Origin of the sequence: Halomonas meridiana, from assembly GCF_009846525.1 — a bacterium.
Taxonomy (GTDB): domain Bacteria; phylum Pseudomonadota; class Gammaproteobacteria; order Pseudomonadales; family Halomonadaceae; genus Vreelandella.
This window is the reverse complement of sequence record NZ_CP024621.1, coordinates 1566650-1579176: the sequence shown is the minus strand read 5'-3', so window position 1 is coordinate 1579176 and position 12527 is coordinate 1566650. Positions and strand designations below refer to the sequence as shown.

Annotated in this window: 10 protein-coding genes; 4 read left to right on the top strand and 6 right to left on the bottom strand. The window is 55.0% G+C overall.

Features of this window, described 5'->3' with window-relative positions:
* Positions 1 to 2: 2 nt before the first annotated feature.
* The 4 genes from CTT34_RS07645 to pepQ are packed head-to-tail and all read left to right on the top strand — an operon-like array spanning position 3 to position 4349.
* A complete protein-coding gene (locus CTT34_RS07645) occupies positions 3 to 1019 on the top strand; it encodes an ABC transporter ATP-binding protein (protein WP_139528144.1) in 1017 nt (338 codons plus the stop codon).
* Entirely contained in the window at positions 1016 to 2077 is a 1062-nt protein-coding gene (locus CTT34_RS07640; protein ID WP_139528145.1) for an ABC transporter ATP-binding protein, read from the top strand. Before CTT34_RS07645 ends, CTT34_RS07640 begins: the two co-directional genes overlap by 4 nt.
* Before the next feature lie 49 nt (positions 2078 to 2126).
* The gene (locus CTT34_RS07635) at positions 2127 to 3038 is read left to right on the top strand and encodes a LysR family transcriptional regulator (protein WP_153843829.1); all 912 of its coding nucleotides are present in this window, start codon (positions 2127 to 2129) and stop codon (positions 3036 to 3038) included.
* 12 nt (positions 3039 to 3050) lie between these two features.
* Positions 3051 to 4349 carry a Xaa-Pro dipeptidase gene (pepQ, locus tag CTT34_RS07630; protein WP_159341892.1) on the top strand — a complete coding sequence of 433 codons (1299 nt, stop codon included), beginning with the start codon at positions 3051 to 3053 and terminating at the stop codon, positions 4347 to 4349.
* A gap of 68 nt (positions 4350 to 4417) precedes the next feature.
* Here pepQ and CTT34_RS07625 read toward each other — a convergent pair whose 3' ends face one another.
* From CTT34_RS07625 to CTT34_RS07600, 6 genes are all read right to left on the bottom strand, one after another.
* Positions 4418 to 5026 (bottom strand): OmpW/AlkL family protein, encoded by a 609-nt coding sequence (locus tag CTT34_RS07625; RefSeq protein WP_174788518.1) that lies wholly within the window; start codon positions 5024 to 5026, stop codon positions 4418 to 4420.
* A gap of 311 nt (positions 5027 to 5337) precedes the next feature.
* On the bottom strand, positions 5338 to 5499 hold the full coding sequence (locus tag CTT34_RS07620; RefSeq protein WP_159341891.1) for a hypothetical protein: 162 nt from the start codon (positions 5497 to 5499) through the stop codon (positions 5338 to 5340).
* 23 nt (positions 5500 to 5522) lie between these two features.
* A complete protein-coding gene (locus tag CTT34_RS07615) occupies positions 5523 to 7187 on the bottom strand; it encodes a diguanylate cyclase (RefSeq protein ID WP_159341890.1) in 1665 nt (554 codons plus the stop codon).
* Complete coding sequence (locus tag CTT34_RS07610) at positions 7174 to 7566, bottom strand: response regulator (RefSeq protein WP_139528150.1); 393 nt, start codon at positions 7564 to 7566, stop codon at positions 7174 to 7176. Before CTT34_RS07610 ends, CTT34_RS07615 begins: the two co-directional genes overlap by 14 nt.
* Positions 7563 to 10745 carry a response regulator gene (locus CTT34_RS07605; RefSeq protein ID WP_159341889.1) on the bottom strand — a complete coding sequence of 1061 codons (3183 nt, stop codon included), beginning with the start codon at positions 10743 to 10745 and terminating at the stop codon, positions 7563 to 7565. Before CTT34_RS07605 ends, CTT34_RS07610 begins: the two co-directional genes overlap by 4 nt.
* The gene (locus CTT34_RS07600; protein WP_217352986.1) at positions 10732 to 12465 is read right to left on the bottom strand and encodes a sensor histidine kinase; all 1734 of its coding nucleotides are present in this window, start codon (positions 12463 to 12465) and stop codon (positions 10732 to 10734) included. Before CTT34_RS07600 ends, CTT34_RS07605 begins: the two co-directional genes overlap by 14 nt.
* Positions 12466 to 12527 lie beyond the last annotated feature (62 nt).

Here is a 12527-nt window from a genome sequence, read left to right as displayed (position 1 = left end):
CCATGGCACTTCTTGAAGTCTCTCAACTCGACGTCCGCTTTGCCCTGCGCCAGGGCGAAGTACGCGCCCTGCGCGACGTCAACTTCACTCTCGAGCGCGGCGAGCGCCTGGGTATCGTCGGCGAATCGGGCGCGGGTAAATCCGTCGCCGCCTTCTCGTTGCTGAATTTGATCGCCAAACCCGGTTTCATTGCGGGCGGAAGCATCACGTTCGAAGGCAAAGAGCTCAACAGCATGTCGGAGCGAGGCCTGCGCAAAGTGCGCGGCAACCGCATTTCGATGATCTTCCAAGACCCGATGATGACACTGAATCCAGTGCTCTCCATCGGCGAACAGATGGTGGAGTGCTTGAAGGCCCACCGCCGCATCTCCACCAAAGAAGCCCGGGCCATCGCCCTGGACAAACTACGCCAGGTGCAGATCCCCTCTCCCGAAAAGCGCTTGGATCAGTATCCCCACGAGCTTTCCGGCGGGATGCGCCAGCGCATCATCATCGCCATTGCCCTGCTACTCGACCCGGACATCATCATTGCCGACGAACCCACCACGGCACTGGACGTGACGATTCAAGCCGAAATCATGGCGCTGCTGCTGGAGCTATGCGAACAGCACAACGTGGGCTTGATTTTGATCACTCACGATCTGGGCGTGGTAAGCCAAGTGACCCAGCGTATGCTGGTGATGTACGCTGGCCGCGTCATCGAGCAGGGCCCTACGCGGGAAATCATCAACGACCCGCAACATCCTTACACCCAAGGCTTGATCAATGCACTTCCGCAAATGGCGACGCCGGGTGAAAAACTCAACCAGATTCGTGGCAGTATGCCGTCACTCTCTAATTTGCCCAGCGGCTGTGCGTTCCATCCCCGCTGTGACTTTATCAACCGCGCCGACGGGCTCCCCCGGCCGGCCTGCACCCAGCAAGTCCCCGATTTCGTCGAGTCTGGCAACTGTCGCGTGGCCTGCCACATGGTGGCGGAAATGTTGGAAGATCGCCGCTTGAAGGAGGAGAGCTTATGAACGCCCAGGCGGAAACGATCGCGACCATGCCGACCCAAAACGAAGCGAGCAACGACTCGCTACTGCAAATTCGCGGTCTTAAAAAGCGTTTCTCACTCTCCGGTGATTTTCTGGAGCAGCTACGCTTCAAAGGCGGCAAGCTGATTCGCCATCAGGAGTATGTCCACGCCATTAACGGCGTCAATCTGGACATCAAGCGCGGCGAAGCGCTCTGCGTGGTGGGTGAATCTGGCTGCGGTAAGTCCACCGTGGCGCGCACGGTCATGGGGCTGATTTCTCCGTCAGAGGGTGAAATTCGCTACGACGGCCAGCGCATCGACGATCTCAGCTCGAAGCAGCTCCTGCCCTACCGCAAGCGCATGCAGATGATCTTCCAGAACCCTTACGCGTCGCTGAACCCACGCATGACCATTCAGCAGACGCTGGAAGAGCCACTGCGGCTTCACCATCCCGACTGGAACCGCCAGCAGATCCTCGATAAAGTCGAGGAGGTGATGCGTTCGGTGGGTATCGACCCCGATTGGGGCAAGCGCTTTGGCCACGAGTTTTCTGGCGGTCAGCGTCAGCGAATTGCCATTGCACGTGCGCTGGCCGTCGATCCCGAATTCATCGTCGCCGATGAGCCCATTTCAGCGCTGGACGTCTCTATCCAAGCACAGGTGCTCAACCTGCTGATGGATGCCCAGCGGGATCGCAACCTGACCTATCTGTTCATTACCCACGATCTGGCGGTGGTCGAGCACTTTGGGACACGGGTGGCCGTGATGTATCTGGGCACCGTATGTGAAGTCGCCACGACCGCCACGCTGTTTGCCAAGCCTCGCCACCCCTATACCCAGGCATTGCTGTCGGCCATTCCCCGCTTGGAGGACGACCGCCCTCAGCATATTCGCCTGTCGGGTGAAGTGCCGACACCGGTCAACTTACCCAGCGGCTGCGTTTTCCATGGTCGTTGTCCCCATGCTAACGCCCGCTGCAAGCAAGAAATACCTGCTTTGATAACCCAGGATGACGGCACCCGCGTAGCGTGTCACGCTGTTGAGGAAGGCCGCCTATGAGCGCGGCCCCTTCAAGCGCCATACGCTTGGTCGTTTTGCGAGGTAAGGCATGGAAATTCGCTGGCTAGAAGACTTCATTGCCCTGGCCAGAACGCGACACTTCTCCCGCGCCGCCGACGAACAACACGTCACGCAGCCTACCTTTTCAAGGCGGATCAAACTGCTCGAAGAGGAAATGGGCGTCACGTTGATCAACCGACAAACGTTACCGCTGTCGTTGACGCCTGCGGGTGAAGAGTTCTTGACGCTCTGCGAACAGGTCACCGACCGGGTGCGTTTGACACGCGACCGCGTTCGTGAAATTAGCGCCGGTCAGCAGCGGCGAATCATGGTAGCCGCACCGCAAAGTCTGCTGGCGCATTTTCTACCGGAATGGTTAGCCAGCAGCGGCTGGCAGGAGCGCATTCAGCCCTACCTTCGCGCGACGGGCTGGGTGGCCAGCGACTACTTTCAGGCGCTGGCTCGGGCAGAGTGCGATCTAGCGATTTGCTATTGGCCCGTTGGACGCTGCGATCTGGATATCGACACTAGCGCCTGCACCTATCGAGTCATTGGGCATGAACGGCTAATTCCCGTGACCGGGCGTAAAAACGACGGGTCGCCGTGTGCACTACTGCCTGGCGCTCGCCAGCAGCCAGTGCCCTGGCTGGCCTACCCCAAACGTGGGCTACTCGGCTCGGCTGTCAAAGCACATTTGGCACGGTTGCCGCAAAGCACGTACTTAACGGCACAGAGCGAAAACCTCTATGCAGCGGGTATCAAAGAACTGGTGCTGCTGGGGTATGGCATGAGCTGGCTACCCGAGCGCAATGTGGCCGCAGAGCTAGCTGACGGCACCTTGGTCAGGGCGGGCGACAGCCGCTGGGACGTACCCATGGAGCTGCGGTTGTATCGTCACCAAAGCCAGCACCATGCCGAACTCGATAGTTTGTGGGGCCAGCTCTCACCGCCCCGACTTTGAAAGGACGTTTATATGTCAGCAACCCTCTATCAACTGCAGCGCGACCACATCCAAGCACTGAATCATGCTTATCAAGCGCGCATGGCGGCGCATAATCTGGATAGTTTGGCGATATACAGCGGCCATGCGAACAACCACTTCGCTGATGACCATGCCACCAGCTTTCAGTCCTATGGCCATTTCATTCATTGGGTGGGGATGGCCGATGTTCAGCACAGCTGGCTGGTGATTCAGCCCCATCAGCGCCCCCAGCTTTATCTGTACGCGCCTGCCGATTTTTGGCACTTACCGACTCAGCTGCCTGAAGAACCCTGGGTGGCGGAGTTCGACGTACATTTATGTAGCGATAAAATCACCCCGCCGCTCACCGGACACGCTGCCGTGATCGGCGATCTGAAGGAGCTCGCGAGCACGACACCCCTCGCCAATGTCGCCGCACTTCATCCCGAAGGCTTGGTACGCGAACTCGATGAGTTGCGCATGGTCAAGTCCGCCTACGAAGTGGCTTGCCTGCGCGAAGCCAATCGACTAGCAATTGCGGGCCACCAAGCGGCTAATGCTGCTTTTATCGGTGCGTCGGCCGAACTGGATGTGCAGCTCGCCTATTTAGGGGCCAGCCGACAGCGAGAGTCGGACGTTCCCTATCAAAACATTATCGGTCTAAATGAGCATGCCGGGGTCTTACACTATCAGCGCTATGACCTGTCAGCCCCCAAACGGCGTTATAGCCTGCTAGTCGATGCGGGCCGTCGTTTTCGCGGCTACTGTGCGGACATTACCCGTACCTATGCAGGCCCGGATGCACCCAGCGAATTTGGCGAGTTAATCAGCGCCATGCACGGTCTGAAAGATGAACTCATCACCCACATCGTTCCTGGCATCGAGTTTCTAACGCTACATGAGCAGATGCACCGAGGCCTAGCCGACATATTGATCTCGCACGGACTGTATCAGGGCAGCGCAGAGAGCGCCGTGGAAACCGGTGTTACCCGCGCCTTTTGCCCGCATGGACTGGGCCACTCATTAGGGATTCAGGTACACGATGTGGCCGGATTGAGGCAGCCAGACGGGAGCCCATCGCCAGCACCTGACACCCATCCAGCCCTGCGTCTCACCCGTACGCTGCAAGCCGGTATGGTCATCACCATCGAGCCAGGCCTCTATTTCATTCCCATGTTGCTGGCACCACTGCGTAAAAAGCCCCACCCCATCGACTGGACGCTGGTCGACCGGCTCGCCGTGTGCGGAGGCATACGCATCGAGGATAATATCCTAGTGACAGAAGGCGGATCTGAGAACTTGACGTTATAGTCATTCTCTTGCCCAATAAAAACGCCCGGCTTACGCGTGTAAGCCGGGCGTATATGTATCGGGTTGGGTTAGAAACGGTAAGTAATACCGCCGCCGATCGTCACTGGCTCGATATCGACTTCGCCAACGGTGGCGCCAGCCGCATTGATGTCGGCGCTTACGTCCGCGTAGCTAACATAGCCGTTCAGCATGACGTTATCCGTCACTGCCAAATCCACACCCGCTTGGCCGATGGCGCCGTAGCTCTCGTCGATGCTCAAGCCGGATGGCTCGCTGGAAAAACTCGTGTAGTTCAAACCAAGACCTACGTAAGGCTGAACTTTCGAGTCCAAACCACCCATCGGGTAGTAGTTGACCAGCAGGTTCACCGGCAGACGGTCGACGCTACCTGCGCTGCCGCCCGGTGTCGTGTTCAGGTCATGCTCGAATTTTTCAGAGCTGTTGAGTTCGACGCCAAATTTGTCGCTGAACAGGTAGCCCGCACCATAAGTAAACCCACGTGCGCTTTGTACGTTGAGGTCCGCACCGCCAACATTGCCGTTACCTGAGCCCGTATCCGTTTGGGCAACACCGCCGCGAACAAACACATCGCCTGCTTCGTAGGCCATGACGGCTTGGCTCGCCATGACGGCACTGGCAGACACGATAGCGGCGGTGATCAATTTCATTTTGCTCATCAGGGTCATCCTCTTGCATCTTGCTTGGGATTGATGCTGGTCAACGCCAGCTAACCTATACAATATATAGTATAAGAACACCGTTTCCAAATTTCATGTGAAATTTTATTATAGGTTTTCTGGCTCTGATAGCTTTTGTTAACTATCGCGCTTGACAAACGAGCATAAAAAAAGTCCCCCGAAGGGGACCCAGGTGGAGCACGCCAGCTCACTCGGTGTATTGCCGGGCAGCGCCGCGGCAACGTTGCAAAGAAGGGAGAGCATTGAGTGCCGGTTGCATCGAGACCTTAATGACTCTATTCATTTGCGAGTTACCTTTTATATTGCGAGCTGTGTGCCAATAAAATAATTTCCTTTAAAAAACATAATCTTGCTAAATAAATGAGTGCCAAAAGCGCCCTTTCTCTTTTTACTCCATGAAAAAGCGCACCAACGGCGCGCATTTTTTGCTGCATTGCTTCATAACGAATCACTCAACCGCCACCAGCAACTAGCGTTACTGGCTAACTTGATTGCGGCCGCCGCGCTTGGCTCGGTAAAGCGCTTCATCTGCTAAGACCAAGAGTCGGTCTCTGTTGTCCTCTGATACGTCGGTACTACAGACCATACCCGCCGAGAGCGTGCACGCAAACTCCTGCTCCCCTTGGTTAAAGCGCAGGCGAGAAAAGTATTGGCGAATGTCTTCCAAGCGCTTCCGACCGTCCTCTGCGCTGCAGTGTGGCAGCACCACTAAAAACTCCTCGCCCCCATACCGGCCAATCATATCGGTTTGGCGTAGGCGCTGACGCAGCAGCGTCGCAACCGACGCAATAACGACGTCCCCTGTGGCATGGCCATAGGTATCGTTCACCGATTTGAAATGGTCGATGTCCACCATGGCGACCACCACCGAATAGTGCTGTCGGAAGCCACGACATATCTCGTTGATCGCGGCACTTTTAATGCTGGCATGCTTGAGCAGCCCGGTCAGACTGTCTTTATTGAGCAGCGCCGACAGTGTGCGTGAGCGGGCCACGCGCACACGAATCGAGGCTACCAGCTGCGCAGCGAGAATGGGCTTGGTGAGGAAGTCATCGGCTCCGTGGCTGAGCGCATCTACCTGCTTACCTAAGTCCATCTCTGCCGATAAGAAGACGATGGGCAGACTACTCCACTCGTCATACTGCCGAACCACTGACGCTAAATCAGGGCCATCGTAATCCGGCATGTGCACATCCATCAGTAAGAGCTCGGGTCTAAACGAGGCGAGTTGATCGATGATATGGCGGGGATTGTCGAGGATGCGCACTTCCATCCCCGCGGCTTCTAGCACGAGCTGGTAATAAGCCGCCAGCTGTTGGTCGTCGTCCACAACGAGAATACGAGCGGGTGGCGATTGACGCTCTTGAAGAAGCTGCTCCAGACGGTTCACCAATTGCGGTATGTTCAGTGGCTTCAAAAAATAGCCATGCGCATTTAACTGTGCCGCTCGCATACGTGCATCGAAGGAGTCACAGTCGCTGATGAAAAGTAGTGGGCAAGAGAGCGCTTGCAACGGTGCAAGGTGTCCCACGCCTGCCATGGCGTCTACGATCAAAATATCGGGAGACTGTTTGGCGATCGCTTGGCACGCCTCTGGCACAGAGTCGAAAAGACGGACGTCATAACTGAAGTTCATCAACTGTTCACGGATATGCTTACCGAGCTCGTCATCTTCTTCGATCAGCCAAATCTTAGCGGATGTGCCGTTGATTTCTTGAGGCCCATCAACGCTAGGCGTCTGCTGCAAACTAGGCACGAGCTCGATTTGCATCGACTGTAATTGGCTACTCACCACGTTGACGAGCTGAAGATCGATGGCTTGATCGCTCTCCTCCAGCCAGCGCTTAAGGCCATTTTCCAACAGCCGTGCTTGGCTGCCGATCGTATCGAAACCAAACGTCCCTGCCGACCCTGCCAGTTTGTGTAGTCGATGGTAGACATCGGTCAACGTATCCCGAGGGGCTTGTGGGTCGCCACTGGACGGGGCTTCGGTGGTGACCATTAGCTGAGCACGTAACGTTTGCTGCAAACGCGTGAGCACACTGCACAACGATGCCAATTCGGCTTGCAGATTATGCTGATAGGTTTGTTTGAGCAGTGCCAGTTTGTGCTCTAGCGACTGTTGATCATGATTTGCCACACGCCTGCTCCCAAAGAGTGCGAACTTGATTAGCCAGGGTCATGGGATCGAACGGTTTGGCAATCACGCTTTCGGCACCGAGTGCGATGAGTTGATCCACCTCGTGGGGTTGTACTTTGGCGGTCATGAACGCGATGGGCACTTTCTCGAGACTCGAGCGTTGACGCAACGCCGCTAGAGTCGATGGCCCATCCATACCAGGCATCATGACATCGAGTAGAATCATGTCTGGGGCGAACGCTTCGGCTTCTTCCAATGCCTGCTCCCCTGAAGCACAGACTTTGACGTTAAAACCACCGACGACTTCGAGAGCAAGTGTCGCTACCGTTTGGATATCAGGATCATCTTCTACATACAAAATACGCTCTAAGCTGCTCATTCGTTATCCACCATCTGGACCAGTTGGGTTCGTTGTTGAATTGCCTCGAGCAACTCTGTCGGACTAATGCGCGATTTCAAGAACACCGTCTCGACACGATGTTGATCTGCTTCACTGATGGACTGCCCAGATAGGATAATGATTCGCGCGTGGGGCTGCTCTTCACGAATCTGCTCTAGTAAATCCCAACCTTCGCCGTCAGGCAGACCAATATCCAAAATAATGGCATCGTAGCGTCGATAGGCTAAGTGGCGACGTGCCATGGCCACGCTCACCGCGTGATCACACTCTTCATGCGCATCCAGCATGGCGCGTATGACCGCATGGAGGTCGGGGTCATCCTCGATATGCAGCAGCCTCAAGCGCTCTTGATGAGTCTGCAACTGCTCGCTGAGTAGTGCTAGCAGTTGTTCAGTCTGAATGGGTTTTGCCAACCAGGCGATGTCCTCTAAATGACCTTCCAAAGCGACACTTCCTCGCTCCATGCTCCCCGTCACCACCATAACGGGAGTATGCTTCGACGCCCGCTGCTGTCGCAGCGCATGAATCACATCGAAACCGCTCATGTCGGGTAGCCCAATATCGACGGTGATGGCGTCATAGCGTTGGTTGGCCAGTTTCTCCAGCGCCATGGCACCGTTCAAGGCAGAGTCCACTTCGAAACCGGCTTGAGCCAATGTTTCAAACAGAACACGCACGACGGAAGGATCATCCTCGATCACCAGCACTCGGCCCGCGTCAGCGCCCCGCGAATCACTAAGGGTATCCGAAGGATGAAGAGGCAGGGAGAACCAGAAACAGCTACCCTTGCCCTCTTCTGAATCGAAGCCCATCTCACCTTCCATGTGCTCGATTAGCTCGCGCGTAATCGCCAAACCCAGCCCCGTTCCCCCTTTCGCTCGCGAGTCGGAGGCATCGACTTGTGCGAACTTACTAAAAATATGGCCTTTGAAGTGGTCAGGAATTCCTGGCCCATCGTCTTTGACGGTCACCGTAATCTTATGGTCTTGCTTATCGACACTGATTTGGACTTCCCCTCCCTCCGGCGAAAACTTCACGGCATTGGAGAGCAAGTTCGCCATGACCTGACGAAGCCGCTGACCATCGACACGCACCTGTGTATCCGAATGAGGATTATCCAGCGTCAACGTCACCTGCCGCTCATGGCGATAGTGGCGATTCTCCTCGATGGCACTCTCCAGTAAACGCTGTAGCGACTGCCACTGCATATCGAACGCCAGTTTACCGGCGGCTATTTTTTCGATATCGAGCAGATCGTTGATCAAGTGGGTGAGCCGCTGACTATTTTTATGCGCGATGTTGACCATACGCATGACGGTATCCGGCACGCTGCCAAGCGCCCCGGCAGCGACCATACCCAGCGCTCCCGAAATGGACGTAAGCGGCGTACGCAGCTCATGACTCACGGTCGAGACAAACTCGTTTTTCATTTGCTCGACGCGCTTCGATTCAGAAATATCTTCGGCGATGCCCAAGTAACCGGTAATCGTGCCTTGCTGATCTTTAATAGCGGTCACCACCAGCTTGATGGGCACACGATCGCCCGCGCGGGTCAGATAGGTCCACTCGTTGACATCGCGCTTTTCCAGGGCAGCCCGGTGGGTAAACACCTCCAAGGGCATCAAGGTATGGCCTGCACTCTGGCTCAGTTCGAGGAGCCGCTGTTCGACTTCATCGGCATCGTGAAACAGCATAGGAGTTTGCACTCCGATGACCTCGCTCGCCTGATATCCCAAAAGGTCTTCAGCACCTTTGTTGAACAGCTTGATCACTCCCTGGGTATCCATGGCGATAATGGCAAAATCCACGGCAGCATCGAGCACCGAGCTCAGCAAATCATTGCTACTGGCGAGTGCTCTGGTGCGTTGATCGACCTCGCGCTCTAAATTGCTCTGCGTATGGCGAAGGCGTTTGAACGCATCGCTGAGTTCCGCGCTCATTGCACCCAATAAATTAGATAGCTGTTGGAACTCGACGATGCGACTGTCGGGAAGTTTGGGCGTTTTGCCTTTGGCAATCGAATCGCTCAGCGTCCGCCCTTTTTTGCCGAGACGGGTTAGCGGCTGAGTAATCATACGGCTCAAGAGTTCAGCCGCCACGATGCCAAAGATCAATACTGCCGCTAACATGGCAAACAAAACGGTCCGATAAGCTTCCATGGCACGCACGGTAGGCAGTGCCGGCGTCTCTAACAATACGTGATCGACACCTCCTACGCCGCGGGCAGGTAACTGTAGTGTATAAAACCCCTGAGAAAAGCGAACGGCCGGGTTATCCAAATTGCCTGGAAGCCACATACGCATGCGCTCGTCTAGATCGATGAGTTCATCTCCAGATGCCAGCGTTAGTGAGTTGAGATGACCTACCTGTGCCAGCAGCTCACCCTCTGCATCGAGTAGTCCAATATTGACGTTGCTATCTGCCCTTACTCGACCAATATGGTAAACGAAACGCTGATCGGCTCCGGGTTCCGACAAACGCCCCACCAGCTCGTTGCCCATGGCATTGAGCGTTTGGTTGACAAAGTTTTCTTGCCCCTGACGCATGGCATGGCCTTCGTACAGAATCAGCGGAATACCCGTCATCAATGTGACCGACAATAGGGCACAAAACAGCAGATGTTTGAGCCTTAATAAAGCCCCTGCCGTCGGCAGCCAAGACCGTTGAGATAGCCCACAAACAATAATGATCGCGCTAGCGATGACCGCGTTGAAAACACCGTTAATGGCTTGTTTTAAATACACCAGCAGCGTTAGCTCTTGGCTCCATCCTAACCACAAAGGCAATAATAGAAAGTCGATCGGGGCGGCGATCGCCGTCCAAAAGATCAGTGCAGCAATGATCAAGTTTTTGACTTTATGGTGGTAAAGCCAAGAGACCACGAGCGCCTCTAGGATGAACACCATGACGGTGACGGGATTTTCCCAAAAGACATAAGTATAAACGCCTGAGGCGACCCCAATCAGTACCGCTGGCCATGTCCCCAGCCAAGCAACGGCTAGCATGACAGCCACCGAGCCAAATACGAAAAAAACGTTAAACAGTACCGAAAGCTGTAGCATATTGCCCGCCACGCCAGCGACGAGCAGACACGCAAACAGAATACCTAGATACCAAGGAGCCCCATTGAAGCGTCCGATTCGTTCAGTGCCGAACACGCGTAGGCACCTCCGCATAAGGGAAAGTTATGTAAAACGTACTACCTTCTCCCTCTGTGGATTGAAAACCGATAGTGCCCCCCATTTGTTCGGTCATCGCCTTACTAATTGAAAGCCCCAAACCCGTTCCTCCTTTAACGCGTCGATCACTCGCATCTGCTTGCGAAAATTTTTGGAAAATCCGTCCCCTAAACGCCTCAGGTATTCCGCACCCGCTATCCTTTACGTTGATGCGTATCTCTTTATCAAACTCGTCACAATATATAACGACGTCACTGTTAAGCCGAGAGAACTTTGCAGCATTAGAGAGTAAGTTGGCCATGACCTGCTGAAAGCGCAATACATCGACGTTAATAAAACGGTCTTTCGATAGCGTTTCCAACCGTAAAGCAACGCCATGCTGATCGGCATAAGGCTGGTTTTCAAGTAGCGCAGCCTTGAGCAGTTCTCCTAGTTCTCTTGGCTGGCAAATAACATTGAGCTGCCCCGCCAAGAGTTTTTCGATATCCAAAAGATCATTGATCAACAGAGACAGCCGCTCGCCGTTTTTCAATGCCATGGAGAGCATCTTGTGGGTGCTCTCGGGTAGCTCTCCAGTAGCACCGCCCAGCACTAGCTTCAACCCGCCGGCCATGGCCGTGAGTGGGGTACGAAGTTCATGGCTCACCGTGGAAACGAACTCGCTCTTCAGTGCATCGACTCGCTGCCGATCTAACGCCGAGCCAATCCAACGGCTCAATAGCTTGATGAAGAGTGTGTCGGTTTCAGCAAAACGGTGCTGGCGAGGATCGGCGGAAGAGAAGCTCACCGTTCCAAAGAGCTGATCACCCAGTTGAATCGACGATCCCATATACGCTTTGAGGCCGAAGGTGTCGTAACACGGATGATGCCTAAGATCGCTCTCGGTCGTATCGTGAACGGCCAATAGACCGCTGGTTTTTAGCGTCATGTCACAGTAGGTATTGGCCAAGGGCAAGCACTGGCCGGCCGCCAGCGTGACATCCTTCGGCGCCGTGACGGCGACGACTTCGAATACCCCTCTATGGATACGGCTAATGATGCCAATTTGAAGATTGAGATAGCGACAGCCCAACGCCAACGCTTCCTGAAATTGCCTATCGATACCTAAATGATTAGAGGTGCTGATATCGTTAAGTGCGGCCAATGCGTCCACCAGTGAACGCTGGCGAGATTCATCGTCAGCCAACTGTCGTTTAACGTCGTTGACCCTGGTAAGCTCATTTTCCAGCCCAATTCGATTGATTTCATCTTCTACGCACGCCGCCAAGTCGGTCAACACCTGACGCTGGGAAGGGCTCAAACGGCGCGGCTCGGGGTGGATGATACACAAGGTGCCTACTCGAAAGCCGTTGGCAGTGGTCAGCGGCACGCCTGCATAGAAGCGAATGCCGCGACGGGCGGTGACCAGCACATTGTCAGCAAAGCGGGAATCTTGGCTGGCATCTTCTATCTCGAAGATGCTCTCTCCTTGAATGGCGTGCGCGCAAAAAGACTCCTTTCTGCAGGTCTGCGTCAGCGAAATGCCCTGACGTGACTTGAACCACTGGCGCTCCTCATCGACCAATGACACTAACGCAATGTCCACGTCAAAAATGGAAGTAGCCAATCGGGTGATCCGATCGAAGCGCTCCTCTGGCGGAGTATCCAAAATGGCTAAACTATGTAACGCCAGCAGCCGCGCTCGTTCACTCTCCACCATGACAGAAACCTCAAAGGTGTCTAACCGCCAATATTATCCATCGGGCATAGCGCCGCTAAGAT